Origin of the sequence: Sorangium sp. So ce448, assembly GCF_051520915.1 — a bacterium.
Classification (GTDB): Bacteria; Myxococcota_A; Polyangia; order Polyangiales; family Polyangiaceae; genus Sorangium; species Sorangium cellulosum_B.
Genome location: NZ_CP150343.1, coordinates 4,747,170 through 4,772,847, shown reverse-complemented (window position 1 = coordinate 4,772,847; position 25,678 = coordinate 4,747,170). Strand labels below are relative to the sequence as shown.

Here is a 25,678-nt window from a genome sequence, read left to right as displayed (position 1 = left end):
ACGGCAAACACAATGGCGCAGCCTGAGAGAGCCGAACAGCGCTCTCACGCCTGTCAGCCCCTCATGAGCGCCTGCTCCTACCGCGACATCCCCACCGGCGGCGACCATCGTTCCAGCCATGCACCTCCGGACGCGGATGAGATCGCGGTCCGGCCGGACCTTCGAGCATTGCATCGAAGGTTCCTAACTTTTTACAAAATTAACCTGTTCGACGCTCTGGCGTCGCCGCTTCGCAATCTCATTGAAACAATTGAAATCGTTCAATATCGTCGCTGCACCGGTGGCGCCAATCAATGGCTGGCACACCTGCAAGCCTGTGCGACACACGTGTCGCCAAGAGCAGTCGCAGCGGCAAGTACCCCTCAAAACCTCCCGTCGCCGGCCAACAAAGACGCATCGTGCGCCTGAGTTGCTCGCGTTCCAGCATGCAAGAGCACGATTTCGTCGTCGTGCCTTGAAGTGCTCGCGTCTCTTTGGCTGGCGCGGTATGATTCTGTCCGCCAGGCCACATATAACACTGCCGACAGATTGAGCAATAGGTATCTGCAAGCCGCATTACTTCCGCGCATGACGTAAATTTGCGTCGACAATGAAACGCGTATGGGGCCGAGCATCGGTACTTCACCCGCAGGCCAGGCAGGCGCATGCCTGGCGCCAGGGCAAGACCCGGCCGCTTTACCGCTTTACCGGCTCATGAGCCGCGCGAAGCGAGCACGAGCGAACCATGCTTTACACTACGCCGAAGGTGTTGTGCCGGACCCGATCCCGAGGCCGCGTCACCGCAGAAGGTCGTCGCGCCGAGCCCGTCGATGGTCGACCCGTTCGTGCCCTTCATCGTCGAGCAGCTCGGCAAGTATCCCTCGCTGCGCTCGAGTCGCCTCCTCGGCATGCTCAAGGAGCGCGGCCATCCGGGCGGTCCCGATCCGCTGCGCCGGGTGTTCGATCGGCCGTCTCCGCCCCAAGAAGCCCGCAGACTCAACAGCCAACACTCTTGACACTCCCCGTCGCTCGCGGCTCGCCAAGGGCGAGAAGCGGCACCGCCACAGGCGGTACCGCTTCGTTGTCCCCGCAAACCCGCTTCGGGAGTGATGAAATTCAAATTCTACTTCTGGCGGCCCGGTCCAGGTCGAGTGCGCTTGAGTCGAGGCTTGGCGGGGGCGTCGGTGCGGGCTGCGCGCTCTGGGCCCTTTGCACCGATCACCTCCGGCCGTTTCAGCAACGTCTGTATGGCCAGAACCTGCGCGGCCGTGGAGATGAAGCGCAAAGGCCGGCCCGCGGTGGTCCGCGATCCTTCGCCCACGCCGTGAGGCAGCGTCGGGTACTCGTCCAGAAGCGCCCGAAGCGTCGATGTCGTCTCGGCCCCGAGCACGCCCTCGAGCCGGTCGAGCTTGCCGCGCGAGCGCCACGGCTTGCCCGCGTCGGCATCCGCCCCGAGCCCGAGGGCCACGCGCTCGATCTCTCGGGCCGTCTGCGCGTCGGACTGGTCGGCGGCCAGCTTTTTCAGCGTTTTCCGTATCGCGTCGGCGGCGAAGAGCGACACCCGGTGATGCAGGATGTTCCACCCGGCCATGAAAATCTTTACCGCGTCGTGCTCGATGATCACCGACACGAGCTCGTCCGGGCTCGGCTTCTTGCGCGCCGATCGCTCTCCGAGGAGTTGTTCGAGCCCGAGGTTGCACGTGCAGATGGCGGCTTCGACTGCCTCGAACGGCCGGAACGCACCGCCGTTGTAGCTGCATCCGGAGATGAGGACGTTCACGAGGTAGCTCAGCTCCATCAGGCGCTTCCCATAGATCTCCGCGTCGCGCGTCTTCACCTCGCGGATCGCCGACGTGAACGGGAGGTCTTCCCCGTGCTTCGTGCCGGCCGTGAGGAGCCCCGGCTCGGTCGCAGGCGGCAGGACGTCCGCTTCGCGCAAAACCTCGAGGAAGCCCTTGAGGTTCTGCTGATTCGCCGCATTCTTCGCCTCGAGCGCGTCCGACCGCCGAGCCGCCGCTGCGGTGGGTCGATCCTTCACCGCCGCCGCTCGGAAATGGGCGCGCGTGACAGCGTCGTACGTTCGGGACTGCAGTGTTTCTTCCAGGGGTGTGACCCTCGACAGATTGAGGAAGCTCGCCGCCGCCGAAGGGGCGACGAACCCCTCTTGCTCGCGCCGATCTTCCCGCTCACCGGCCACGTCAGACTCCAGCATTTCCTCGGAGGTGAGGACGTCGTACAGACCGCCGGATTCTTCAATGTACTCGGAGGAGATGGCGCAGCACCTGTCGAGCAGCGTTCGTAGGAGGGTGTGATGCTCCTTGTCCAGCTCGACCAGGACCGAGAGAATGGGCTCCCAGCTCCGGTGGTTCTTGGCGATGACCCGGAACTCCTCGAACTCTTGGTACAGACAGCCCTCGAGCGCCTTTTCCACGAGATCGTCATCGTCCGAATGCGCCGAGCTCGACATCTGCACGCAGAGCCCGTCGATGTCGATCACGAGGACGTGCTTGCACAGGGCCAGCGTGACGAAGTCTTCGTCGAGCTCGGCGATCTTCTGCGCCGCGAACGCCTCACCAGCCTCGAGCATGACCTCGATCCAGAGGGCGAATCGATCTGCGTCGAACGTCTCGTCCTTGCCCGGGCGCTCGCTGCGCCACAAATCCTCGTCGAAGATTCCCTCGAGCTGCGCGGTCGTCGCGAGCGCGACGATCTCGCCCGCGTCTTCCAGGCCAATGTGATGAATAAGCTTGGTGAGCACCGGGGCCGGTAGGCCCTGCACGAGGTGGACGAGATCCGGCTGTTCAAGGAGTCGCGTCACGAGGTGGCGAGGACGGGTCGATGTGGTGAGCGGTGTTTTCATGATTTGCCTTCTTTAGCGCTCTGGACGCGCCTGTAAAGCGCGATCGTCGCGAGGGATGATGAGCAGGTGTCGCCGCTCGGCGCCCGCCCGACGCTTCAAATGAAATCTATTTTGAGCGGCTTCCAGGTTAACTGTACGTTTTCGCCGTGCCCTGTTCATGAAGGCCGTGGGAGGCGACGCTCGTGGGCGCGCACGCGGCGACGCACTTGGCCTGGCGCCCGTCACGCTCACCAGCCGGGGCAGCCCGCGCGCGCCGCTGCGTCCGCCTTCCGCCCGGTGTTGAAGACCGACACGATCCGCACATTTCAGCCCCTCCCGTCGTGATGTCGGGGGCGGGGCGGCACCGGCGGAAAGGTCGCCCCAGCGAGGTGCAGCAGTGGAGAGCCCCCATGTTGGCGACACCGGCATTGCGCTTGCAACTCGCGCACGCCGAGGCCATGGCCGCACACGGAAACCACCTCCGCTGACCGGATCACGGAGCGCGTCAACGAGCTCCGGCACAGCTTCCAGCTCCAGCTCGACCGCGGTGATGGCGTGTCGTTCACGATCCCCGTGGTCAACGACTGAGGAGTCGGGGTTGCCCCCATAGACGCCTCACCGTGGGTGACACCGCGGCGAGGCACCGGCGCAGCATGCCCGCTGCGCAGACACATGAGGTGATGATGAAGGCCACGACCAGTAACTCGGTTGATATGACGTCTGTGCGGCGCAGGTTCGGAACCGTGCGCGACAGTTAGCTTGCCGCTTTCCGGGAGCGCGAGAGCCGTCGAGTGCATCCTGCTCGCTGTCCTGTCTGGCGATCACGCGCTGCTGGTGGGCCCTCCCGGTACGACGAGGAGCGCCTTGTTCTTCGGGTTCCTGTCGCGCTACCCAGAGGCGCGGAAGTTCCAGACGCTGGTGACCAAGTTCGGATCCGAGGACGAGTATTTCGGGCCGGTGGAGCTCAGCGCCCTGAAGAACGATCCCTGCGAGCGCAATCTCGACGGCCGGCTCGCCGGGGTCGAGTGCGCCTTCCTCGATGAGGTGTTCAAGCGGTCCGACTCGGCCTCGGCCCAGATCAAGCTCGCTGAGTGGGACGCGGCGCGGGCGGACGTCGACCGGGTGACGCTGCCCGAGCGCATCGTGCAGGAGCTCCTCCGGATCCGGAACGAGCTCAAGGCCAACGGGATCGTCGTCTCCGACCGGCGCTGGATCATGATCACCCGCGTGCTCCGCGCCGCCACCTGGCTGGACGACTGCGCCGAGGTCGAGCTCGATCACCTCGCCGTGCACCGGCGAAGGTCTGTTCGGTCGAGCAGGGCCAACCACATATCCGGTCTGCTACCGGCCGAGCAGGATGCCGGCTCGCCCATCAGGGGGTGGACGGTCGCGCGCTGGATGCGGCAGGCAACGCGCCGCGCCGGGCTCGCTGTGCTCGAGGGCCCGCACCCCCTCCGCCATACGGTCTGCTCGCACCTCGCGATGCGGGCGGCGCCTGTGATGCCGATCAAGGAGCTCGCCGGGCACCGCGACGTCTCGACGAGACCATGGGCCACATGCACCTGTCGCCGAGCGCGATCGCGTTGCTCGACGCGTCGCCTGCCGGGGCGGTCCGTGGAGAAAACCTGGAACAGGCGGGAGTGCTGGTCGGAAAGGTCAGCAGTTCCGCGTAGTTACTTAGTGGGTCGACAGGGACTCGAACCCTGGACCTACGGATTAAAAGTCCGCAGCTCTACCGACTGAGCTATCGACCCGATTCAGCGGCCGGCGAAGCTAGCAGAAGCCCCCGCCAGGTTCCACCTTTCCGTTCCCGCCGCCTCCCTGCTCTCTGCCCTCCCCGTCCTCTCCCCAGCCCCTCCCCGTCTCCCCCCTCCCCGTCTCCCCCCTCCCCGTCTCCCCCCTCCCCGTCTCCCCCCTCCCCGTCTCCCCCCTCCCCGTCTCCCCCCTCCCCGTCTCCCCCCTCCCCGTCTCCCCCCTCCCCGTCTCCCCCCTCCCCCCCTCCCCCCGTCTCCCCCTCCTTCCGCTTCCGCCCCCTCCCTCTCCACCGCCGTCCTCCCGCCTCCCCCCTCGCTTCCCGCTCACCGCCGCCTTCCTCGCGCCCTCGCCTCGCGCTATGAGGTCGCGCCATGTCGTCGTCACGCCCTTCCGCCGCCTCCAAGGAATCGTTCGCTTCGCTCTTCGAGCAGTCCGAAGGAGCTGGCAAGCAGCGCCGCCGCCAGTACCACACGGGTGAGACCGTCGAGGTGACGGTGGTCGCGATCGCTCGCGAGGCGGTCTTCGCGGATCTTGGCGGCAAGCAGGAGGGCATGTTCGAGCGCGTCGCGCTCGCCGACGGCGACGGCAAGCTCCGCGTTGCGGTCGGCTCGCGCGTCTCGGCCGTGGTCGCCGGCGTCGACTCCGGCACCGGCCAGGTGCGCCTCACGCCGGTCGTCGTGCGCGCGAACGACGACGGCGACGGCGGGACGTCGCTCGCGGTCTCCGCGCCTGCCGCGGGCGGCGCGCCGCTGCTCGTCGAGGGAGCGCGGGTCAAGGGCAAGGTGACGGGCATCGAGCGTTACGGCGTCTTCGTCCAGATCGCGGGCACCTCGGGCCGCTCGGGCCGCGGCCTGGTCCCGACGGCCGAGACAGCGACGCCTCGCTCCGCCGACCTGAAGAAGCACTTCACGGTGGGGCAGGACGTCGAGGCGAAGATCCTCAACGTGGACGAGTCCGGCAAGATCCGCCTCTCGATCTCCGCGCTCCGCGTCGACGAGGAGCGCGGCCAGTTCGAGTCGTACGCCAAGGGCGAGCGCTCCGGCGGCGGCAACGACAAGGGCGCCAAGCCCGCGCCTCGCAACTTCGGCACGCTGGGTGACCTGCTCGCGAAGAAGGTCAAGCGCTAGCGCTTCTTCCCCCTCGTCCCGTCTCCAGCTCCGCGTCCCGTCTCCCTCTCCCTCCTCTCCCTCCCCGTCCTCACGCCGCCGGCAGGAGATTGCATCTCCCCCTCGGTTCGGCATACACCTCGCCCGCTCAGCCCCTGCGGCTCCAGCTTCGGCTGCCCGTCGCCCGCTGGCTCGCTGGCCCCGCGCGCCTTCGCGCCTCGGGCCTGGGTGTCCCTGCCTCCGCCTTCGCGTCGATGCCTTCCCTCGCTCGAGCCTCCACCCCCGCGTCGCTGCCCGCACCGCAGCGCTCTCCGCGCACGCGCGCTCGCCCCCGCGTCGGCTCTCGCGCCACGGCGCCCTCCCGCTTGCTCTCCGGCGCCCTGCTCCGCGCTCGCGCTTTCTCCGTCACCGTCGCCTTCGCCGGCGCCGCCCCGCTCGTCCTTTCGGCCACGGCCTGCGCTCCGTCCCAGGATCCGCCCGGCAGGGCCACCGACGATCACCGCTCCGGCGCCGCTCAAGCGACCGCCCCGGTCGCCGGCGGTGCCGCCCTCGCCGTCCCGGGTCTCCCCTCGCCCGAATTCATGGCCCCCTCTCCTGGATCCGCCGCGCCGGACGCAGTGTCCCCTGCGTCGCTCGCGTCGCCGGCCGCCGCATCACCCTCCTCGAAGGAGTCCACGCTCCCGGGCCGGGGCGCGAAGATCGCCAGCATCGCGATGCGCACCTGGATCTACGTCGCTCCCGACGAGCGCTCGACGAAGCTCGGTTACCTGCGCGCCGGCGCGGTCGTCGATCGGGCCGAGCTCCCTGCGGGCACCGACGGATGTGCCGGCGGCTGGTACCGGATCGCGCCGCGCGGCTACGTCTGCGTGGGCAAGGGCGCCTCGCTCGCGCTCGAGCACCAGGTGGTCGCCGCCGCCGTGCGCGGCCCGCGCCGTGGTGCGCCGGTGCCTTACTACTACGTCATGTCGGGCTCGCCCCCGCCGCACCTCTACTTCCGGCTCCCGACCGTCGAGGATCAGCGCCGCGTCGAGGGGTCCACGCTCGCCGTCCACCTCGCCCGCGCCGCCGTCGCGCCCTCGTCGTTGCCGCTCGATCCCGTGCCGGAGTTCCTCCTCGCCGGTCGGGATCTCCCCAAGCCGTACGGCGCCGAGGAGAAGCTCCACTACTCGGTGCACACGGGCCGCACCAAGGAGAGCTCCGCCTTCGGCCTGATCACGACCTTCGAGTGGACCAACCGCCGCTTCGGCCTCACGACCGAGCTCGACCTCATCCCGCTCGATCGCACCCGCCCCGCGCGCCTCAGCGCGATGCGCGGCGTGATCATCAAGGATCTCGACGCCGAGGGCGCCGAGGTCCCCGCGAGCGCCTCCGACACGGCATCCCCGTCCGCCGCGGCGTCGTCGGCATCCCCCACGTCCTCGGCCGCCCCGCCGCCCGCCGCCGCTCCACCGGCCGACACCGCGAGCTTCTCCATCGCCGAGCTGCCTGCCGACGAGCTGCCTCCTCCGCCGCCCGGCACCGACCCCCGCCCCGATCCCGCCTTGAAGGGCGCCCCTGCCTTCGTCCGCGTCCACGGCACCACGCGGCAGCGCCCTTCCGCGTCGGGCCGCGCGCTCGTCGACGCGGGCCTCGCGCCGCACCGCTCGGGCTGGGTGCTCACCGGCCGCACGCGAGGCGGCGCCAAGGGGTTGCTCGAGACCACCGAGGGCTCATGGCTCGCCGCCGACCACCTCATCATCGCCGAGCTGCGCAAGGACCCTCAGGGGTTCGCGCGCGACGGCAAGAAGTGGATCGACATCTCGATCCGCCGCCAGATGCTCGTCGCTTACGAGGGCACGCGCCCCGTGTTCGCGGCGCTCATCTCCAGCGGTCGCAGCGGCATGGCCGATCCCGAGGAGACCGACGCCACCGTCCGTGGTTCGTTCTACATCCACGCGAAGCACGTCTCGACCACGATGGACGGCGATGACGAGGCGTCCGAGGCGGCGTTCGACCTGCGTGACGTGCCGTACACCCAGTACTTCCACGGGGGTTACGCGCTGCATGGCGCGTACTGGCACGACGAGTTCGGCAAGGCGCGCAGCCACGGCTGCATCAACCTGGCCCCTGCCGACGCGGCCTGGCTCTTCGAGTGGACCGAGCCCGCCGTCCCGCCCGAGTGGCACGGGGCGATGAACATCGAGGGCGGCGGCACGCTCGTCTATGTGCACGGCTGACGGCTCCGTGCACGGCTGACGGCTCCGTGCACGGCTGACGGCTCCGTGCACGGCTGACGGCTCCGTGCACGGCTGACGGCTCCGTGCACGGCTGACGGCTCCGGCTGCCCCGGCCCCCTCAGGACAGCGGGACGACCGGCCCAGCTCGCCAGGTGCATCCGGCGAGCTGGGCGGGAGGGCCGCTCACCCGACCGCTGATGGCCCTCCCGTCCGTCCCGTTACTGGCAGGACGCCGGCATCTGCGCGCCGACGAGGAGGCCGCGCAGGGTCGAGAGCGCTTGCCTTCCCTGCGGCGAGTTCGCCAGGCCGTCGCACGCCGAGGCGGCCGCGAGGTAGCCGCCCTGCTGCTCGGGCGGGGCCGACTTCGCGTTCTGGCGCAGCGCCGCGCAGCACTTGCGGATCCCGCTGGAATCGCCCGTGCCGACCACCTTCTTTCCAGCGTCCGCGTCCGCCGTGTCGGCGTCCGCCGCATCCGCCCCGGCGTCCTCCTCGGGCACGATCTGCGTCGTGGGGGTCGGCGTCGGGGCCGGCGTCGGCACGACGGGCGGAGCCGAGGGCACCGGCGGCACGTCGTCCTCTTCCTTCTTGGGGCACCCGCTGGTGACCAGAGCCACTGCAAGGGGGAACATCAGCGCCCCCAGAACCGTGAAGAGCCGTGTAGGTTTCATCTCACCTCAAGTATCCGATTCGCGTTTGCGTGGGAACTTCTGTTCGACGAGGAACGCCCCGATCGCAACCAACTTCCCCGAGCGCACGCGGTCATGAGGCCCGCCGGCTGCACGCCCTCGGCGATCCGAGCGGTCGAAGTATGGGCGTCACGAGCCCGCTCGCAAGATCGCGAACGCCGCCGACGGGCGCGCTTCAGGTGCTCCCCGACCTCGGTAGCAGGCGCGTGCGTCGCGGCGAACACGGCGAGCGCGACGGACGTGAGGCACGCGGCGAACGCGGCGAACGCGGCGCGCGCGCGGGGCGGAATCGATCGCAGCGCTCGGTGACCGCCGTCGATCAGCGTGGGCCTGGGCGCGCGGCGGGCCCAAGCACGCGCGCCTGTGCATGTCCAAATCTCGAAAGGACACGCCGACCGGCCGGCGCAGGCGCGCGACTCCAGCGCTCGACCGATACGGCTGAAGCGGGAGCAACCATGAAGTACACGCAGCACGAGGAGTGGACGAACGAACCGCAATCCGCCGCCACCAGCCCCGGAGAAGACACATCGGTCTCGTTCTCGGTGGACGCGTCCTCGGCGGACGCGCCCTCGCTGGATACGCAGGCGATCACGGAGGATGCCGCCGTCGCGATCCCGCCCGCGGCGCGCGCCGCGAGCGAGGAGCGCGACGCGTCCTCGGGGCAGATCGACCTCACCGCGCTGAAGGCCGGTGAGGAGGGCGCCCGCCCCCAGGTCCTCGACCTCTTGCCGATCTTCCCGTTCGGCGAGCCGCCCGCGTCCGCACCCGTGCCTGAGGCGCCGGCGCTCGACGTGCCGGCGCGCGCGTGGCGCGCCCGCTCGATCGCGATCCTGCTCGCAGGCGCCGCCGCGATCGCGGCCCTCACGGCGGGCATCTCTTCCCCGGATGCCGCCGCCACCGGCCCTCGCGCGACGGCCGGCCTCGCCGCCGCCGCGCGCGCGGTCGAGGCGCGGCTCCCGCGTATCGAGGCGCCCGCCGAGCGCGCGCTGGTCGCGCCTCCTGCGCTGGTCGCGCCTCCTGCCGAGCGCGACAGCTCTGGCGACGCGCCCGACGGCGTCGCCGCATCGCAGCGCGCGCCCGAGAACCGTGTACGGGCCCCGGGAGCAGCCGCGCCGACGCGCGCCAAGCCGGGCCCTGCGGCGCCGAACACGATCGACCGCCGCGCTCCCACCGACCCCTGCCGCGGCGACCTCCTCTGCGCGATGCGCCGCGCCACGGGCGGCTGATCCACCGCCGAGCCCCGCGGCAGACCGCCGCGGCCTCGGTCGGGCTCGCTCCCGGCAAGACCCCGCTCAGATAACTCGTTCAGACGGCGCGCCGGGCTCGCGCCCGGCAAGACCCCCGCTCAGATAACTCGTTCAGGCAGCGCGCCGGGCTCGCGCCCGGCAAGGCCCCGCTCAGACGGCGCGCCGGGCCCGCGCCCGGCGTGGACCTCGTCAGGCGGAGGCCGGGCTCGGGCCGGGCGGGCACCCCGCGTGCGCCGCGATCGAATCGAGCAGGCGGTTCAGATCGAACGGCTTTGCGACCGACGCGCACGCGCCCACCTCGCGGGCCCAGGTGCCGGCGTCCACCGCGGCCGTCATCACGAGGATGGGCGCGCGCGGACCAGGACACGACGCGTACGCGCGGGCGAACCCCCAACCGTCCATCACCGGCATGCGCATGTCGAGCAGGATGAGATTCGGCCGGTTGCGCTCCAGCAGCGCGAGCGCGGCCTCGCCGTCGCTCGCCGAGAGGACGTCATAGCCCTCCTCCTCCAGCGTGATCTCGAGCATTTCCCGGATCTCCTGGTCGTCGTCCACGATCAGGATCTGCTTGCGCCGTGTCACGCGGCTCCTTTCGGTTTGCAGCTTGGCCCGAGGCTCGGCGCTCGCCGTCCCCTCCACTCCGGTTCCACAGTACCCGTCTGCCACGATATCCCCCCACACGGGCGCTTCCCATGCGCGAACACCACTCAGGCAAACGATGTCACGCCCGCGTCCCATGTCGCACGCGACGAGCGCAATATCGACTGCGGAGCCCGTTCGGGTCAGACGCTCATGGCCGCGAACGCGCCCCGGACGGCGAGGGCGGCGCGACATCGCCGGCAATCTCCATCCTGGGCAGAAGCGAGGCGTCGATCTCGGTTCTCTCTCCGCTCACGAGCTGCTCGATGACGGCTGCTGCGCGCGTGATGTCGTCGACGAGCAGCGGGATCGCCAGCCCGCCCATGCCATCCGGCGTGCTTGCGAGCCGAGCGCGCGCCTTGTCGAGCAGGCGCAATGCCCCCGGTGGGCTCTGCATCCTCGTGAGCTTGTGCAGGGCCGCGGCGACGAGGATGAGCCCCTGGAGAAACGCCTTCCTCACGGGGTCGGTCTCGTCTCGCCACCCGGACTCCCACAGCTCGTGCGCCTCGAAGAACCGCCCCGCGCGGTAAGCCTCCAGCCCGCGTTGGACGATCGCTTCGAGCGCGGCGTCGGTGGAGGAGCTCATGGCGCGGAGCGACAGCGGACAGCGGACAGCGGACGGCGGACAGCGGACGGCGGACAGCGGACGGCGGACAGCGGACGGCGGACAGCGGACGGCGGACAGCGGAGCGTACCACGCGCCCCGGACGCCCGCGCTCCGGCGCTCCGGTGCTACGCTCGGCGCGTGCAGCGGTGGATCCTCGTCGCGGTGATTGCTGGGCTCCACCTCCTGGCGTTCGCGATCGGCATCCTCCTGCGCCGCCGCAGGCGACGGCGGCGCCTGCAGGCCGACGAGGCGCGCGCCATCGCCGCGCACGCCGACGCAGCGCGCGCCCGCGCCGCCCGCCCGCGCTGACCCCGCTCGCCCGCGCTGACCCCGCTCGCCCGCGCCGAGGCCACGCGCGCCCGCGCCGGCCGCCGCCCCCTCAGCGCGCGAGCAGGCTGCGCAGCCGATCGAGCGCCGCCGCGTGCGCCCGCACCGAGAGCCGGCCGCCGACGTCGTCGTACTCCTCCGAGAGCACGCGCGCGTTCTCGTAGATCTCCCCGATGAGGCCCTGCTTCGCGTACGGCAAGAGCAGCTCGGCCTCCACCATCGACTGCTCGAAGAACGCGATGATCGCCTCCCGCAGCGCCGCCACGTCGTCCGGGATCTTCGCCGACAGCTGCGTCGCCTCGGGGAACTCGAGGCGCAGCGCCTCCCGCTCCTCCTCGGAGAGCCGGTCCACCTTGTTCAGCAGGAGCCGGCTCGGCACCTCGCTCGCGCCGATCTCGGAGAGCACGCCGCGCGTCACCGCGAGCTGATCGCGGAACGTCGGATCCGACGCATCGGCCACGTAGAGCAGGAGCGACGCCTCGAGCGCCTCGTCCAGCGTCGAGCGGAAGCTCGCCACGAGATCGTGCGGCAGCTTCTTGATGAAGCCGACCGTGTCCGAGACGAGGATCCGCGGGCGCACCTCCGGGTGGAGCGCGCGCACAGTCGTGTCGAGCGTCGCGAAGAGCTTGTCGGCGACGAGCACCTCGCTGCCCGTCAGCGCCCGCATCAGCGACGACTTCCCCGCGTTCGTGTAGCCGACCAGCGCGACGCGGCGCTGCCCTTGCCGGAGCGCGCGGCGCGTCGACTGCTCGCGCTGGACCGCGACGAGCTCCTCCTTCAGCTCCGCGATGCGATCGCGGATCTTGCGCCGATCGAGCTCGAGCGCGCTCTCGCCGGCGCCCTTGCCGCCGATCCCGCCGCGCTGCCGGTCCCCGCCGCCGCCCGTCTCCCGGAGCCGCGGCGCGACGTAGTTGAGCCGCGCGATCTCGACCTCGAGCTTCGCCTCCCGGCTCCGCGCGTGGCGGTGGAAGATCTCGATGATCACGCCCGCCCGGTCGAGCACCTGCGCGCCCGTCGCCCGCTCCAGGTTGCGCGCCTGGCTCGGCGAGATGTCGTGGTCGACCGCCACGACCGTCGCCAGGCGCGCCGCCTGCCCGGCGCCGCCCGCGCGCCGCTCCGCGTCGCCGCCGTCGCCCGCGTCGTCGCCGTCGTCTCCGCCGAGCTCGACGTCGTCCTCGTCGCCCTCACCGCTCTCTGCGGCCCGGCGCGCGCGCGCCTTGTTCTTCCGCTCCGGCGCGCCCGAGGGCACGACGCCGCTGCCGCCCGTGAGCTCCGCGAGCTCCCTGAGCTTGCCCTCCCCGAGCACCGCGGCCGCCGCGAGCGCGCCGCGCCGCTGCGACACGGTCGCGATCACGTCGAAGCCGAGCGTGTGCACGAGGCGGCCGAGCTCGGCCAGATCGGCGGCGTGTTCTACATCGTCGACGCCGGGGAGCTGCACCCCGACGAGCACAGCGAGGGGACGTTCTTGGTTGGTCGTGGTCATACGGTCGTGTGCGAGGGCGGGAGCTTCGCCTCATCCACCCCCGCGACGCAAGCCGCCGCGCGCTCGCCCGCGCCTCGCTGCGTCGCCTCGGACGAACCCGCCGGGCTCGCTCCGGTGAACCGCCGAGCTCGCCCCGACGCGGACCACGAGGGCGGGCAGGGACAGCCCGACGCCGGCAGCGGGCGTCGCCTTCCGAGCACGCCCGAGGCACGCGCGCCACATCCCGGGGCGCACGAGCGGCGTCACCTCGCGCGTGCCGCCTCGCCGTGCAGCCGCGCGCTCTCGATGGCCAGCGACGCGAGGCGCCCGAGCTCCGCGGCCACGCTCCTGTCGTCTTGCCGGAGCTCGCGCTCCACGGTCCAGAGGCTCAGCAGGCCGAGCTTGCGGCCGCGCGCCGCGAGCGGCACGAGGATCGCCGAGCGGGCGCCGAGCTCCCGCAGCGCCGAGAGGTGCTCCGGCCCGCGGGCGATCCGCTGCAGCCACGGATCGGTGACCAGCGGGATCAGCGTGGCCTCCCTGCGGGCCGTCGCCTCGGCCAGCGAGGCGGCGTCGCCGAGCAGCAGCGGCGGGTGTTTGAGCAGCCTCGGCAGGAGCGCCCGCGCCTCGGGCAGGCGCGCGGACGCGACGAGCCGCGGGGCGCCGCCGCCGTCGTCGAGATCGAGCGCGCAGAGGTCCGCGAAGCGCTCGCCGCCGAGGCGCACCACCTGCTCGATCATCCCGTCGTGGTCGTTCGACTCCGCCATCAGCGCGCTCGCGTCGATCAGGATCTGCCGCGCGCGCTCGGCCTTCCTGAGCTCGGTCACGTCCTCGACCGTCATCACGGCCGCGGTGATGCGGCCGTCGGCGTCACGCACGGGGGCCACGCTGAAGCTCCCGAGGCGGCGCTCTCCGTCCGCGCGGACGAACTCCATCTCGTCGCGGGAGACCGTCTCGCCGCCGTGCAGCGCCCGGTGGAGCAGCCAGCGCGCGCGCTGGTCGTCGTCGGTCTCGCTGAGCAGCGTCCGCAGCGGCGCGTTGCTCGGGGTCTCCTCGGGGCCGCGGACGATCTCCGCGAACCGCCGGTTGTTGAGCGCGACGGCGCCCGACGTCCCCTCCGCGACGACAACGCCGACCGGGAGCCGCTGGATCGTCGCCTCGAACCGGCCGCGCTCCGCGGCGAGCTGCTCGCGCAGCTGGGCCTGGGTCGCGAGCGCGGCCGCGCGCTCGGCCGCCTTCTTGAAGAGCAGCCGGTCTCCCTCGGAGAACTCCGCCACGCGGCGGGAGCTCACGACCGTGACGCCGACGAGGCGGCCCTCCGAGAGCATCGGCACGCCGTAGAGCGCGTGGAGCGCGTCGCTCGGGCGCTCGCTCTGCGCCCCCGACTCGGGCCCCGCCGCGCCGCCCCCGGCGTCGGTGGCCAGCGGATCCGGCGCGGCCGAGCGCAGCGCCACCGGGCGCCGCTCGCGGACCACGCGCCCGACGAAGCCCTCCGCCAGCCTGTAGGCGCGCAGGCCCCACAGCGCCTCGTCGACGCCGATGCCGGCCCGGATCCGCAGCACCTCGCCCTCGAGCAGCAGCATCACCGCCCAGTCGACCGACCGCGCCGACTCGACGAGCACCTCGACCAGCCGCCGCAGCAGCCGATCGATGTGGACGTTGCCCATGCCCTCGGCCGAGACGCGATCGAGCGCGCCGAGCGCGCGCTCGCGCAGCGCGGCGCTCCGCGTCGCCGGATCGATGATCACCTGATCGAGCACCTCGTGCAGGATCGTCATCTCGACCCACGATGGCTGCGTGCCTGTCCGCTCGAGCATCCGGAGCACGCAGCGGCGCAGCACCGAGTACTGCGCGGCGACGTCCTCGAGCTCGAACCCGTCGCGGAGCTTGTCGAGCACGCGGAAGCCGAGCAGCGGCTCGGGGAACTCGACCGACACGGACTCGACGCCGCCCCACGCGTCCTGCTCCTGGTCGCCCGGCGGCGCAGCCGCGGCCGCCACGGCCGCCTCGAGGCGCTCGGCGAGGCGCGCGAAGATGGAGGGCAGCTCCTCGCGCAGCGCGATGTAGCCGGGGGACTGCTCGCCCGGCGCGCGGCGACGCTCGGCGCGCTCCCAAGCCTCCAGGATCTCCGCGCTGTGGGCGCGCAGGAAGACGGCGAGCGGCGATCTGGGAAGGTCTCTAGGGGCCATTCACGCGCTGGCCGGAGCCGCGGCGCCCTCAGTCTACGCCAGCCCACGAGGACGTAGATCCAGAAACGAACCGGCGGCGGCTCGCCCGTCCCGCTCTCCCGCGGACGGCGCCGAGTCGGTCCGCCCTCTCCGTCCGCACCCTTCTGCCTGCGCCATGCGAGCGCTCTTCGATAAGCGGTTATGTTGCGCTCGTCTGCGCGCCTGCGCCGTCGCGCTCGCTCGTGTGCCGGGGCGCCCGAGCTCCCGGCAGCCGGCGCGCTCGCGCGTGTCGCCGCGCTAGCGTGCGCGCCGGCGCCGCCGCGCGCTCGCGAGGCCCGCCGCGAGCGCGAGCCAGACCGCACCGCCGGCGGGCGGCGCGGCGTCCTCGCCCCGCGCCGCGCCTGCCGCGCCGATCTTGCACCCGCACCCTTCCGACGCCTCCTCTGGCGGCGGCTCGGATCCCCCGCCGCCGCTGCCGGTCGCTGCGGCGCCGTCGCACTGCTGCGAGCCGATGGTGAGCGCCGTCGCACCCCACAGCGGAGCGCAGGTCGAGGCCGCGCCGCTCTCCGGCGCGCACTCGATCGGCCCGCAGAGCCCGTCGAGGTGCAGCAGCGCGGAGAAGCTCTCGCCGTCGTCGATCGATCGGCCCACCGTGAAGCCGTCGGCGAACTCGTCGCCGCAGGCGAAGAGCGCCGCGGCGGTCCAGGTCAAGCACCGCGCGCCGACGTCCGAGATCTTCTCGAACTCGAGCGACGCGGCCGGCGCGCGCCAGATTCCGTCCTGGGGCCCGCCCACGATCACGGTCGCGCCGTCCGGCGAGAGCGCGAACCCGAGGAGGTCGCCGGCGCTCTCGAAGGCGGTGGTGAAGCTGCGCCCTCCGTCCTTCGAGACGAGCAGCGCGTCGGTCGGATCACCGTCGAGCCGCACGTAGACGGTGTCGGGGTCGACGGGATCGATCGCGCCGAGGAACGGCAGGCGCATGTCGTCGCTCCCCGGGATGTCGAGCCGCTCCCAGGTCGCGCCGCGATCGTCGGTGCGCTGGAGGGCCCCGGCGTAGTCGGGCGCGCCGTAGCGGCCGCTCACGTAGACGCGCGCGCGGTCCGAGGGCGCAGCGTCGACCGTGTGGGCGAGGAAGTCCTCGGGCAGATCGACGGCGGCCTTCGTCCAGCTGTCCGCGTTGTCGCTCGTCTCCCAGAGCTGGGTCAGGAACTTACCTGCCCCGAGCCCCGCGCTGACGACGAGCACGGCACGGGAAGGGTCCTCGCGATCGGCCGAGAGGTCGATGACGTAGCGGTTCAGCAGCTCGCCCTGGGCGAACGACCAGTCGCAGCCGCCGTTCTTCGACGCGCTGAGGCCGTCGAAGACGCCGGCGATGATCGTCCCGTCGGCGAGGAAGGCGAGCATCGGATCCTCGTTCCCGGCGAAGCCGACGACCGGCTCGCAGATCCAGCGCCAGCGCTCGCCGCCGTCGTGCGTGGCGAGCAGGCCGTAGGTCGCGCGGACCATGAGGCGCGACGGGTCGCTCGGGTGCGACGCGATCAAGCCTGCGGCCGGGAAGCGGCCGTTGGCCGAGGCCGGCGCGGCCAACGCCGCGACCGAGAGCAGCGCCGCGACCGAGAGCAGCGGCGCCGCGCAGGACGAGAGGGGGCCACGCCGCCGCGCGCCTGGCCCGCTTCGGGAGTGACGCGTCGGCGCCGGGAGGGCTCGCACGGAGCGTTCTGTAGGGGCTCGCACGAGGGGTGAGCCTAGTGGACGTCGAACTCGAATGCCGCCTCGTCGATGAGAGACGAGGTCAGGGCCCGGCATTGCACGTCCCAGAGGCCCCCCATCCCGAACGGCACGTCGGCGACCTCGTACAGGCCGGGCTCGATCTCCGTGCCCTCGTGCACGGACCCGTGCCCCATGCTCGTCATGCTGGCGTAGCAGCGGAGCTTCATCCGCTGCGCCGGGTCCCGCGAGTCGGTCCAGGTGAGCCGCACGTGGAAGGTGTTGAAGCCTCGCTTGATCGGCTCGGTCGACTCCACCGCGAACTCGATGCGCCCGTTCGCACCGACGTCCAGCCGGTGGCCGTCGTCCGGCTCCACGTCCCGGGGTCCGCAGCCCGCCGGCGAGACGACGGCGAGCGCCGCGATGAGGGCGGCGCGGGCGCGCGCCCAGCGGCGCCTGGTAGGTGACTTCGGCGAAGGCTGTTCACGAGGTTCAATCACGTCTTCCCCACACGTAGCGGAGGCCTGCGGACAGGGCGGCGAACGCGCCCTCGTTGCGGCCGATCCCGGAGATCGGCACGTCCACCTGGAGGTTGCCGACGGCGGTCCAGCGCGCGCCGATGTCGTGGGCCAGCACGGCGAGCAGCGCCGTCCGCGCGCGCTCCTTTCCCATGGGATCGCGCGGGCCCGGGCCAGGCTCATCCTCGCGCGGCTCGCCCTCGCGCTCGTGGAGCGCGCCCACGGTGAGCGAGGCGCCGGAGGGCCACGAGGGCCCCGCCGCGGCGAGGATCTGCAGGCGGGGCGCGGACCGCGCCGCGTCGCCGTCGGGGAGACGGTAGCTGGTGCGGACGCTGGTCGAGGCGGAGAGCAGCGCGTGGAACGAGCCCCACGACTTCTCGAAGACCATCCCCGGCCGGATCTCGGCCACCCCGAGGCCGGTCGTGTCGGCGCCGGTGATGTCGATGCCGTCGACGCCCATCGCGCGGGCGCCGGTCGCGCCGCTCACGCCGACGTCGAACGGCGCCGTCGCGGTGCTCGGGCCGCGCCCGGTCGGGAGCGTCACGCCGAGCGTGAACGCGGCGGACGGGATCCACGGCGACGCCGCGCCGTCGATAAGGTCGATCCTGGCTGCCGCGCCCAGGTCACCCTGCCCGCCGCCGGACGACGTGGCGCCGAGCCCCACCCCGCTCCAGGTGACCATCATCGGAACGGACACGGCGAGCTGAAGGTGATCCCCGGCCCGCACCAGCCACCCGGCCTCGGCCCTCAGCTCGCGGTGGTAGACGCCCTCGCCGGACGCGTCGAAGCCTCCGTCCACCGCCCACGCCCCGAGCTGCTCGGAGAGCCGGACAGAGAAGCTCGCCGCGGCGCGCTCCGAGGGAGCGAGCCACTGGGCCATGCCGTGTCCCGCACCGCAGCAGGCCGACGCGCGCGCGGCCCTCGGGTGCGCCGCGACCGACAGCAGGAGCACCACACCGGCGACGGCTCTGGCCAGCACGGCCGCTCCTATAGGCGAGGCTCCTGCCCCGCGCCAATGCGACACGTTGTCGCGCGGAGGGCTCCTGATCTCGGTCGGGCCGCACCTTCACGCGGTGTCCCGAGCCGTTTCCGTTCCGCGCGCAGCGCCTCGCGACCGCGCGCGGGGCTCGGCGACGGCGCGGCGCTCAGCTGGCGAGGGCCTGGCGGTAGACCTGGACGTAGCGGCGCGCGGGGCGGTCCCAGCCGAGGTCGAGGCGCATGATGCGGCGCTGGACCGCGGGCCAGCGGGGCGACGTGAGGGCCGCGAGGGCGCGCTGCACGCCGCCGAGCAGCGAGGTGGCCGTCGGCTTGTCGAACAGGAACCCCGTGCCTGTCTCCAGGGCGGCGTCGATGTCGACGATCGTGTCGACGAGGCCTCCGGTCCTGCACGCCACCGGGGCAGCGCCGTAGCGTTGCGCGTACAGCTGCACGAGGCCGCACGGCTCGAAGCGCGACGGCACGACGACGAGGTCGGCCGCGGCCATGAGCCGGTGCACGACGGCCTCGCTCACCCCGCCGAGGAACTTCGCCCGCTCGGGCGCCTTGGCCGCGGCGGCGGAGAGCTTCTCCATGAGCTCGGCGTCGCCCTCGCCGGCCACGACGACGCTGACGTCGCCCTTCAGGATCTTCGGCATGGCGTTCGCGAGCAGGTCGCTGCCCTTCTGTGCGACCACCCTGCCGATGGACACGAGGAGCGGGCGATCCGGCCGGATCTCGAGCCCGAGCTCCTGGAGGAGCGCGCTCTTGCAGCGGCCCTTGTTGCTCACGTCCTCCGCGTCGTAGCGGGCGATAATGGCCGGATCGGTCATCGGGTTCCAGACGGCGTAGTCGATGCCGTTTACGATGCCGGACAGCTGGTTCGCCCGGGTGCGGAGCACGCCGTCGAGGCGCTCGCCTTGCTTCGGCGTGAGGATCTCGTTCGCGTAGGTGGTCGAGACGGTGGTGAGCGCGTCCGCGGCCAGGATGCCGCCCTTGAGGAAGTTGAGCTGGCCGTAGAACTCGAGCCGCTCGGGCCGGAAGTGGTCGCCGTCGAGGCCGAGGTACGGGAGCGCGTCCTTCGGGAAGAGGCCCTGGTGCGCGGCGTTGTGGAGGGTCAGCACGGTCCGGCCAGGCGCGGACTGCTGGTGGCGGAGCAGGTACGGCACCATGGCGGTGGGCCAGTCGTGGGCGTGGACGATATCGAACGGCGAGCCCGACCGGGCGCGCTGGCGGACGAGCTCCACGACGGCGCGGGAGAACAGGGAGAACCGGCGCGCGTTGTCCTCGTAGTCGCGCCCCTCCTCGCCGTAGATGCCGGGCCGATCGTGGAAGCCTGGTACGTCGAGGACGACGAGCTCCACGCCCGTGCTGAGCCGCCCGTCGAAGAGCGTCACCTGGATCGGCCCGCCCGGCGACACCTTCGCGTCGACCTCGAGCGGCATCGGGGTGAGGCGGCGCGCCATCATCAGCCCGCTCGAGTCGAGCGCCTGGTAGCGCGGCAGCGCGATCGTCACCTTGTGCCCGAGCAGCCGGAGCGCCTTCGAGAGCGACGAAACGACGTCGGCCAGGCCGCCGACCTTGACGATGGGCGCGATCTCGGACGCAGCGAAGAGGATGTCCATGCGGGCGCCGTCTGTAGCACGAACCGGGGCGCGTACAGCGCAGCTTCCGAACCCACAGCGCCGCTGAACCCTGGCCAGCGCCCGGGTGTCGCCGCAGAGGCAGCGCCACGCGCACCGTTTTGGAGCAACTTTCCATCCGCGCCACATCCCTTCCTGGGCCCTACATGGCGGAGACGGGCCGTCCTGCCCTGTGTATCGTTTCTCCATGAGCAGTACGCTTACCTTTCCCAGGCTTTCCTTGCTCCTCGCCCTCCTCGCCACCGGCGTCGCCGTGAGCTGCAGCGCCACGAACGACGGCGGCGGTTCGTCCCAGGGCTCCGGCGGCATCGGCGGCATCGGTGGCAATGCCAGCAGCGGCGGCAGCGGCGGCGCCGACCCCGGCACCGGTTCGGGCTTCGGCGAAGGCGGCGCGGGCCTCGACTTCGCCGGCTCGCACGGATCGAGCGGCACGGACGGCGGCGGCGGCGGCGCATGCCAGCAGCTCGACATCACGTTCGAGCCGCAGACGCCGACCGTGATGATCGTCGTCGATCGCTCGGGCAGCATGTACGCCAGCGGCTTCTGGGATCCGCTCAAGACCGCCGTGCTCAACGTCGTCGACAGGCTGCAGGACAGGGTGCGCTTCGGCTTCGTGACGTTCACCGGGATCGAGAACATGCAGTGCCCGCTGCTCGCGAGGGCCGACGGCATCGCCCTCAACCACCACGCCGCCATCTCGGCCGCCTACGAAGAGGCCTCCACGGTGCCGCCCGGCAAGCTCGAGACGCCCACCGCCATGACGTTCAACGAGACCGTCGTCCCGGAGCTCCTCGCGTTCCCGGAGCCCGGCCCCAGGTACATCCTGTTCGTCACCGACGGCGAGCCCGATCGCTGCGACGACGTGCTGGCCGTGTGCGCGCGCGACGACGTCGTCGGCGCGGTGCAGGACGCCTACGACAAGGGCATCGGCACGTTCGTCTTCGGCCTCGGGTCGGGCGCGCTCGCGCAGCACCTGCAGGACGTGGCGAACGCCGGCGCGGGCCAGCCCGTCCGGCGGCCCCAGAACGGCACGAACGAGGATTGCTTCGCCGGCGCAGGCACTTACGCCGACGCCGGCGGCACCGCCACCTACTACACGCCGGACCCCACCGACGCGTCCTCCCTGGAGGACGAGCTCGACGCGGCCATCGCCGGCGTCAAGAGCTGCACCTTCGACCTCCAGGGCTCGATCGAGGTCGACCTCCGCAACGCGTCGCTCGGCCAGGTGCTCCTCGACGGCACGCCCGTGCCCTACGACGCGCAGAACGGCTGGACGATGGAGAGCGCCACCCAGCTCACCCTCGTCGGCGACGCCTGCGAGCAGCTCAAGGACGCGCAGGAGATCTCGTTCGACTTCCCCTGCGAGATCCTCGTCCCCCAGTGAACCCAGGGAGCAGCGCGCCGACGCGCGCCGCCCCTTTTCCGCGCCACGGGCCGGCGCTTTTGCTAAAGGCCAAGGCCGGCTCGGCCCATGACCAGGATCAGCGCGCGAGAGCTCGCCGGCACGAGCGGCCCCTTCGGCCGCGGCACCCCGGTGGTGCGCCCCGCGGAGGTGCCGGAGGGGTCGGTCGTCACCGTGCTGCGCGTGCCGCCGGAGTCGGCCGGCATGCGGCTCGACCGGTTCGTACAGACCCAGCTCAAGCGGACGAGCCGCACGCGCGCCGCCGAGATCGTCGCCCGCGGCGCCTACTCGCCCGAGGCGAGGCGCCTGCGCGGCAGCGATCGCGTCCGGCCGGAGCAGTGCATCCTCCTCTGGCGGGAGCCATGGGACGAGCAGGCGCCCGACACCCCGATCCCGGTCCTCCACGAGGACGACGCGCTGCTCGCCATCAACAAGCCGGCGGGCCTGCCGGTGCACCCCACGGCGCGGTACCACAAGAGCACCGTGATCAAGATGATGGAGGCCGCGCGCCCCGACGAGCGGCTGTTCCTGGCCCACCGGCTGGACCGGGAGACGAGCGGCGTGCTGCTGCTCTGCCGCACGCCCGAGGCCGACCGGACCGTGAAGGCGCAGTTCGAGGAGCGCACCGGCGTCGTCAAGCGCTACACCGCGATCGCCTGGGGCTGGCCCGAGCACGATACGTTCCGGGTCGAGCTGCCGCTCGAGCTCGACGACGCGAGCCGCTACAAGGTCAAGATGCGGGTCGCGCCGCCGGGCCGCGGCCTCGCGTCGGCCACCGCGTGCGAGGTGCTGGGCCGCCGCGCCGATCCCCTCACCGGCCGGCGCTACGCGCTCGTCCGCTGCACGCTCGAGACCGGCCGGCAGCACCAGATCCGGGTCCACCTCGCGGCGAGCGGCTTGCCGCTCGTCGGAGACAAGCTCTACGGCCCGGACGAGGGCATGTTCGCGCGCGGCGCCGACGGCGTGCTCACCGACGACGACCGCCGCGCGCTCGAGCTCGACCGTCACGCCCTCCACGCCGCGCTCCTGGAGCTCACGCACCCGATGACAGGCGAACGCGTGCGCATCGAGGCGCAGCTCTCGGACGATCTGCGCACCTTCTGGGACGCGCTCGACGCGTGATCCAAGCGGAAGGCGGAGGATCCAGCGCGGGCCACCCCTCCGCTCGTGTGTGTGCGAGGTGACGCTTGCGGGACGCGATGACACCGGTGGGCGAGGCGGCGCCTGCGGCGCGCCATGGACGCTGCGACCGGAGCCCCGCTCGAGCGCCTGCGGATCTTGTGCCGAAGTGCCGACTTACGTACGATGGCCGAGATGACGCGTGCGCGAGACGACCTCGAGGCGCTGCGGGATCCAGCGCTCCGGTCCACACCGCTCGAGGCCGAGAGCACCGCCCAGAGCACGACATCCGGGCCGGTGCCTGGTCCGGGAGAGACGATGCAGGACGCGGCGGCGCCCTCTCCAGGAGAGCCTGCCGGCGCCGGAGAGCCGCTGCAGGCGGGCCCGGAGCGGGCCGCAGCGGCCTCGTCGGCCGGCGCCACGCCGCTGCAGGCCGACCCGCGGGCCCGGGGCGACGAGAGCCTGGATCGGGAGCGCTACGAGCGGTACGCGATGCCGGCGAGCGACCTGCCCGCGGCCAACGTGCAGGCCTTTCGCGGCGACGCGAGCGGGGTGCTCGCGATCGTCCGGCGCGCCGTGCAGTCCGTCACGCGCGATCCGGCGCGCCACCGGCGCCGGCTGCCGAAGTCCCGCTTCGACGCGATCCGCAGCCTGCCGGAGCTCGCGATGGCGCTCGACTACGCGGTGACGCGCATGCAGCCCGAGAGCGCGCCGCCGCCCGAGATCGTCGAGAAGCTCGATCTGCTCTACGGGGTGCTGCGCCCGACGCTCGCCACGGCCGAGGTGTACTTCCCGCGCAGCATCGTCCCGGAGACCTTCGGCATCGTCCGGCGCGCGCTCGTCGCCGGCGATCCCGCGAGCGCGACGGCCACCATCACCAACCTCATCCTGGACCGGTGGAGCCACGTGCAGAGCCGGATCCCGATCACGAGGGAGGAGCTGACGCAGCTGAACGGCACCGCGAAGTGGCTGCTCAGCAACACCCGCCCGCCGGAGCGGCTCGACTCGAGGGACATCCGCGATCGGCTGTGGTCGCTCCTGCGCGAGCGCTACGAGCAGCTGCGGGTGATCGCCCAGGAGGTCTCGGGCGACGACTCGCGGGAGTACGCGCCCGAGCGGCTCGCGGCCGATTGATCCGGCGGGCGGAGGCGCCCCGGCGCGGCGTGGAAGCCCGGCCAGGTCCGGACGGACATCCGGGGAGCGGGGCGGGTGTACCGCCCCGCAGGCCCGATCTACGCTGCCTCCATGCAGGAGCTCCGCAAGACGACCTGTAACCGCGACTGCCCCGACGCCTGCAGCATCGTGGCCACCGTGGAGGACGGCCGCGTCGTGCGCCTCGGCGGCGACCCGGACCACCCGATCACGCGGGGCTTCCTCTGCTACCGCACATCGCGCTTCCTGGAGACCCAGTACTCGCCCGAGCGGCTGACGACGCCGCTGCTCCGCAAGGGCGGCGAGCTCACGCCCGTCTCCTGGGAGGAAGCGCTCGACACAGCGGCCGAGCAGCTCCTCACGATCCGGCGCGAGTCCGGCCCGGCCGCGATCTTCCATTACCGGAGCGGCGGCTCGCTCGGGATGCTCACGGGGATCGCCGACGCGTTCTTCGCGCGGTTCGGGCCGGTCACGGTCAAGCGCGGCGACATCTGCTCCGGCGCGGGCGACGCCGCGCAGCTCACCGATTTCGGGGAGGAGGACAGCCATGATCTCGCCGATCTGCTCAACGCCCGGCACGTCCTCCTCTGGGGCAAGAACGTCTTCACCTCGAGCCCTCACACGCTCCCGGTGCTGCGCGAGGCGAAGGCGCGCGGCGCGGAGCTCGTGCTCATCGATCCGGTGCACCACAGGACGGCGTCGCTCTGCGGAGCGTTCTACCAGCCGCGCCCCGGCGGCGACTTCGCGCTCGCGATGGCCGTCGCGCGCGTGCTCTTCGACGAGGGGTGGGCCGATCCGCGCGCCGCGGACTACTGCGATCACCTCGACGCCTTCCGCGCGCTCGCGCGCCGGAGCTCGGTCGCCGCGTGGTGCCGCGAGGCCGACGTGCCCGAGCGCGCGGCCCTGGACCTCGCGCGCCGCCTCGCCGAGAGGCCCACGGCGATCCTCGTGGGCTGGGGCATGGGCCGGCGCACCTCGGGCGGTGCGATCGTGCGCGCCCTCGACGCGCTGGGAGCGGTGAGCGGGAACCTCGGCATCCCGGGCGGCGGCGTCTCGTTCTATTTCAAGCGGCGCCGCGCGTTCGACCTCTCGCCGTTCGAGGGCGAGCGCCCGGCGCCCCGCACCGTCTGCGAGCCCCTGCTCGGGCGCGAGGTGCTCGGGATGAGCGACCCGCCGATCCGCGCCGTCTGGGTGACCGCGGGCAACCCGGTCGCCATGCTGCCCGAGTCCGACACCGTCGCGGAGTCGCTCCGGACGCGCGAGTTCGTCGTCGTTGTCGACTCCTTCCTCACGGACACGGCGCGGGTCGCCCACCTCGTGCTGCCCACGACGACGCTCCTCGAGGCGGACGACGTGGTCGGCGCCTACGGCCACCATTACCTCGGCGTCGCCACGCCCGTGGTCCCGCCCCCGGCCGGGGTGAAGAGCGATCTCGAGATCATGCAGGCGCTCGCGCGGCGCGTGGGCCTCGGCGGCGCGCTCGACGGCAGCGCCCGCGACTGGAAGCGGCGGGTCACCGAGCCCAGGCTCGCGCCGCTCGGCGTCACGCTCGAGACGCTGGAGCGCGGGCCGGTGCGCAACCCGCTGGCGCCGAAGGTGCTGTTCGAGGACCTCAAGTTCCCGACCCCGAGCGGCCGGGTCAACCTCATCACCGAGGCGCCCGAGGAGCGCGTGGATCCCGACGCGAGCGAATTCCCGCTGCTGCTCATGGCGCTCTCCACCGAGAAGTCCCAGTCGTCGCAGTGGGCGCGACCCCAGCGCGGTCCGGCCGTCGTCACGGTCCACCCGGACGCGGCCGGCGGCGTACCCGACGGCGGCGCCTGCCGGATCGCGTCGCGCGTCGGCGCCATGACGGCGCTGCTCCGCCACGATCCTGCGCAGCGCCGCGACGTCGCGCTCCTCCCGAAGGGAGGCCACCTCCGGGACGGCCGCTGCGCCAACGCGCTGATCACCGCGCGCACCACCGACATCGGCGAGGGCGGCGCGCTCTACGAGGAGCGGGTGCGCGTCGAGCCGATCGACCCGCCGGCGCCCCTGCCCTAGCGCGCGGCCCGCGCGGCGGACGCGGCCCACGGCGCGGCGGGGCCCAGGCTCCGGTCGGGCCCCGCCGTGCCCGCCGAACTCGCTGGCCCGC

Annotated in this window: 21 protein-coding genes, 1 tRNA gene and 1 pseudogene; 12 read left to right on the top strand and 11 right to left on the bottom strand. The window is 72.3% G+C overall.

Going from position 1 to position 25,678, the window contains the following annotated elements; all coding sequences use genetic code 11:
• Positions 1–12: 12 nt before the first annotated feature.
• A complete protein-coding gene (locus WMF45_RS18140; protein WP_437718127.1) occupies positions 13–408 on the top strand; it encodes a hypothetical protein in 396 nt (131 codons plus the stop codon).
• 401 nt (positions 409–809) lie between these two features.
• Positions 810–995 (top strand): hypothetical protein, encoded by a 186-nt coding sequence (locus tag WMF45_RS18135; protein WP_437718126.1) that lies wholly within the window; start codon positions 810–812, stop codon positions 993–995.
• A gap of 107 nt (positions 996–1,102) precedes the next feature.
• Here the strand turns inward: WMF45_RS18135 and WMF45_RS18130 are convergent, their stop codons facing one another.
• The gene (locus WMF45_RS18130; RefSeq protein WP_437718125.1) at positions 1,103–2,839 is read right to left on the bottom strand and encodes a DUF6178 family protein; all 1,737 of its coding nucleotides are present in this window, start codon (positions 2,837–2,839) and stop codon (positions 1,103–1,105) included.
• A gap of 738 nt (positions 2,840–3,577) precedes the next feature.
• Here WMF45_RS18130 and WMF45_RS18125 point away from each other — a divergent pair.
• Both WMF45_RS18125 and WMF45_RS18120 read left to right on the top strand, forming a co-directional pair.
• A pseudogene (locus WMF45_RS18125) lies at positions 3,578–4,348 on the top strand (tyrosine-type recombinase/integrase); the annotation flags it as partial.
• Positions 4,349–4,365: 17 nt separating this feature from the next.
• Complete coding sequence (locus WMF45_RS18120) at positions 4,366–4,491, top strand: hypothetical protein (protein ID WP_437718124.1); 126 nt, start codon at positions 4,366–4,368, stop codon at positions 4,489–4,491.
• An 8-nt stretch (positions 4,492–4,499) separates the two neighbouring features.
• On the opposite strand, the gene WMF45_RS18115 is transcribed toward WMF45_RS18120, so the two are convergent.
• Positions 4,500–4,572 (bottom strand) — tRNA-Lys (locus tag WMF45_RS18115).
• Between the two features lie 372 nt (positions 4,573–4,944).
• Here WMF45_RS18115 and WMF45_RS18110 point away from each other — a divergent pair.
• Both WMF45_RS18110 and WMF45_RS18105 read left to right on the top strand, forming a co-directional pair.
• Positions 4,945–5,700 (top strand): S1 RNA-binding domain-containing protein, encoded by a 756-nt coding sequence (locus tag WMF45_RS18110; RefSeq protein ID WP_437718123.1) that lies wholly within the window; start codon positions 4,945–4,947, stop codon positions 5,698–5,700.
• Positions 5,701–6,044: 344 nt separating this feature from the next.
• Positions 6,045–7,895 (top strand): L,D-transpeptidase, encoded by a 1,851-nt coding sequence (locus WMF45_RS18105; RefSeq protein ID WP_437718122.1) that lies wholly within the window; start codon positions 6,045–6,047, stop codon positions 7,893–7,895.
• Between the two features lie 218 nt (positions 7,896–8,113).
• On the opposite strand, the gene WMF45_RS18100 is transcribed toward WMF45_RS18105, so the two are convergent.
• On the bottom strand, positions 8,114–8,563 hold the full coding sequence (locus WMF45_RS18100; RefSeq protein ID WP_437553094.1) for an acyltransferase: 450 nt from the start codon (positions 8,561–8,563) through the stop codon (positions 8,114–8,116).
• Between the two features lie 473 nt (positions 8,564–9,036).
• Between WMF45_RS18100 and WMF45_RS18095 the strand changes: the two genes are divergently transcribed.
• Positions 9,037–9,807 carry a hypothetical protein gene (locus WMF45_RS18095; RefSeq protein ID WP_437718121.1) on the top strand — a complete coding sequence of 257 codons (771 nt, stop codon included), beginning with the start codon at positions 9,037–9,039 and terminating at the stop codon, positions 9,805–9,807.
• Between the two features lie 210 nt (positions 9,808–10,017).
• On the opposite strand, the gene WMF45_RS18090 is transcribed toward WMF45_RS18095, so the two are convergent.
• Both WMF45_RS18090 and WMF45_RS18085 read right to left on the bottom strand, forming a co-directional pair.
• Entirely contained in the window at positions 10,018–10,410 is a 393-nt protein-coding gene (locus tag WMF45_RS18090; RefSeq protein ID WP_272098384.1) for a response regulator, read from the bottom strand.
• 208 nt (positions 10,411–10,618) lie between these two features.
• Complete coding sequence (locus WMF45_RS18085) at positions 10,619–11,053, bottom strand: DUF309 domain-containing protein (RefSeq protein WP_437718120.1); 435 nt, start codon at positions 11,051–11,053, stop codon at positions 10,619–10,621.
• 159 nt (positions 11,054–11,212) lie between these two features.
• Here WMF45_RS18085 and WMF45_RS18080 point away from each other — a divergent pair, with 159 nt between their 5' ends.
• Complete coding sequence (locus tag WMF45_RS18080; protein WP_437718119.1) at positions 11,213–11,383, top strand: hypothetical protein; 171 nt, start codon at positions 11,213–11,215, stop codon at positions 11,381–11,383.
• A gap of 70 nt (positions 11,384–11,453) precedes the next feature.
• On the opposite strand, the gene hflX is transcribed toward WMF45_RS18080, so the two are convergent.
• The 6 genes from hflX to glgA form a co-directional block, all read right to left on the bottom strand.
• Complete coding sequence (gene hflX / locus WMF45_RS18075; RefSeq protein ID WP_437718118.1) at positions 11,454–12,884, bottom strand: GTPase HflX; 1,431 nt, start codon at positions 12,882–12,884, stop codon at positions 11,454–11,456.
• Positions 12,885–13,126: 242 nt separating this feature from the next.
• Positions 13,127–15,049: a GAF domain-containing protein gene (locus tag WMF45_RS18070; RefSeq protein ID WP_437718117.1), complete on the bottom strand. Its 1,923-nt coding sequence runs from the start codon at positions 15,047–15,049 to the stop codon at positions 13,127–13,129.
• 276 nt (positions 15,050–15,325) lie between these two features.
• A complete protein-coding gene (locus WMF45_RS18065) occupies positions 15,326–16,738 on the bottom strand; it encodes a WD40/YVTN/BNR-like repeat-containing protein (RefSeq protein ID WP_437718116.1) in 1,413 nt (470 codons plus the stop codon).
• A 35-nt stretch (positions 16,739–16,773) separates the two neighbouring features.
• Positions 16,774–17,235 (bottom strand): FixH family protein, encoded by a 462-nt coding sequence (locus WMF45_RS18060; protein ID WP_437718115.1) that lies wholly within the window; start codon positions 17,233–17,235, stop codon positions 16,774–16,776.
• Entirely contained in the window at positions 17,228–18,232 is a 1,005-nt protein-coding gene (locus WMF45_RS18055; RefSeq protein ID WP_437718114.1) for a hypothetical protein, read from the bottom strand. The genes WMF45_RS18060 and WMF45_RS18055 overlap by 8 nt, the downstream gene beginning before the upstream one ends.
• Positions 18,233–18,398: 166 nt before the next feature.
• Positions 18,399–19,853 carry a glycogen synthase GlgA gene (glgA, locus tag WMF45_RS18050; RefSeq protein WP_437718113.1) on the bottom strand — a complete coding sequence of 485 codons (1,455 nt, stop codon included), beginning with the start codon at positions 19,851–19,853 and terminating at the stop codon, positions 18,399–18,401.
• A gap of 205 nt (positions 19,854–20,058) precedes the next feature.
• Here glgA and WMF45_RS18045 point away from each other — a divergent pair, with 205 nt between their 5' ends.
• The 4 genes from WMF45_RS18045 to WMF45_RS18030 all read left to right on the top strand — a co-directional run bounded on the left by WMF45_RS18045 (position 20,059) and on the right by WMF45_RS18030 (position 25,587).
• Positions 20,059–21,255: a vWA domain-containing protein gene (locus WMF45_RS18045; protein WP_437718112.1), complete on the top strand. Its 1,197-nt coding sequence runs from the start codon at positions 20,059–20,061 to the stop codon at positions 21,253–21,255.
• Between the two features lie 87 nt (positions 21,256–21,342).
• Positions 21,343–22,395 (top strand): RluA family pseudouridine synthase, encoded by a 1,053-nt coding sequence (locus WMF45_RS18040; protein ID WP_437718111.1) that lies wholly within the window; start codon positions 21,343–21,345, stop codon positions 22,393–22,395.
• Positions 22,396–22,587: 192 nt separating this feature from the next.
• Positions 22,588–23,526, top strand: coding sequence for a hypothetical protein (locus WMF45_RS18035; protein WP_437718110.1), 939 nt, complete (start codon positions 22,588–22,590; stop codon positions 23,524–23,526).
• Between the two features lie 111 nt (positions 23,527–23,637).
• Positions 23,638–25,587 carry a molybdopterin-dependent oxidoreductase gene (locus WMF45_RS18030; protein ID WP_437718109.1) on the top strand — a complete coding sequence of 650 codons (1,950 nt, stop codon included), beginning with the start codon at positions 23,638–23,640 and terminating at the stop codon, positions 25,585–25,587.
• Positions 25,588–25,678 lie beyond the last annotated feature (91 nt).

Excerpts from the sequence above, each read along its gene's own strand:
- hflX (WP_437718118.1), bottom strand. The coding sequence starts at position 12,884 with ATGACCACGACCAACCAAGAACGTCCCCTCGCTGTGCTCGTCGGGGTG.
- WMF45_RS18135 (WP_437718126.1), top strand. The coding sequence starts at position 810 with ATGGTCGACCCGTTCGTGCCCTTCATCGTCGAGCAGCTCGGCAAGTAT.
- WMF45_RS18045 (WP_437718112.1), top strand. The coding sequence starts at position 20,059 with ATGAGCAGTACGCTTACCTTTCCCAGGCTTTCCTTGCTCCTCGCCCTC.
- WMF45_RS18030 (WP_437718109.1), top strand. The coding sequence starts at position 23,638 with ATGCAGGAGCTCCGCAAGACGACCTGTAACCGCGACTGCCCCGACGCC.
- WMF45_RS18040 (WP_437718111.1), top strand. The coding sequence starts at position 21,343 with ATGACCAGGATCAGCGCGCGAGAGCTCGCCGGCACGAGCGGCCCCTTC.
- WMF45_RS18070 (WP_437718117.1), bottom strand. The coding sequence starts at position 15,049 with ATGGCCCCTAGAGACCTTCCCAGATCGCCGCTCGCCGTCTTCCTGCGC.
- WMF45_RS18120 (WP_437718124.1), top strand. The coding sequence starts at position 4,366 with ATGGGCCACATGCACCTGTCGCCGAGCGCGATCGCGTTGCTCGACGCG.
- glgA (WP_437718113.1), bottom strand. The coding sequence starts at position 19,853 with ATGGACATCCTCTTCGCTGCGTCCGAGATCGCGCCCATCGTCAAGGTC.
- WMF45_RS18100 (WP_437553094.1), bottom strand. The coding sequence starts at position 8,563 with ATGAAACCTACACGGCTCTTCACGGTTCTGGGGGCGCTGATGTTCCCC.
- WMF45_RS18110 (WP_437718123.1), top strand. The coding sequence starts at position 4,945 with ATGTCGTCGTCACGCCCTTCCGCCGCCTCCAAGGAATCGTTCGCTTCG.
- WMF45_RS18140 (WP_437718127.1), top strand. The coding sequence starts at position 13 with ATGGCGCAGCCTGAGAGAGCCGAACAGCGCTCTCACGCCTGTCAGCCC.
- WMF45_RS18130 (WP_437718125.1), bottom strand. The coding sequence starts at position 2,839 with ATGAAAACACCGCTCACCACATCGACCCGTCCTCGCCACCTCGTGACG.
- WMF45_RS18085 (WP_437718120.1), bottom strand. The coding sequence starts at position 11,053 with ATGAGCTCCTCCACCGACGCCGCGCTCGAAGCGATCGTCCAACGCGGG.
- WMF45_RS18095 (WP_437718121.1), top strand. The coding sequence starts at position 9,037 with ATGAAGTACACGCAGCACGAGGAGTGGACGAACGAACCGCAATCCGCC.
- WMF45_RS18035 (WP_437718110.1), top strand. The coding sequence starts at position 22,588 with ATGACGCGTGCGCGAGACGACCTCGAGGCGCTGCGGGATCCAGCGCTC.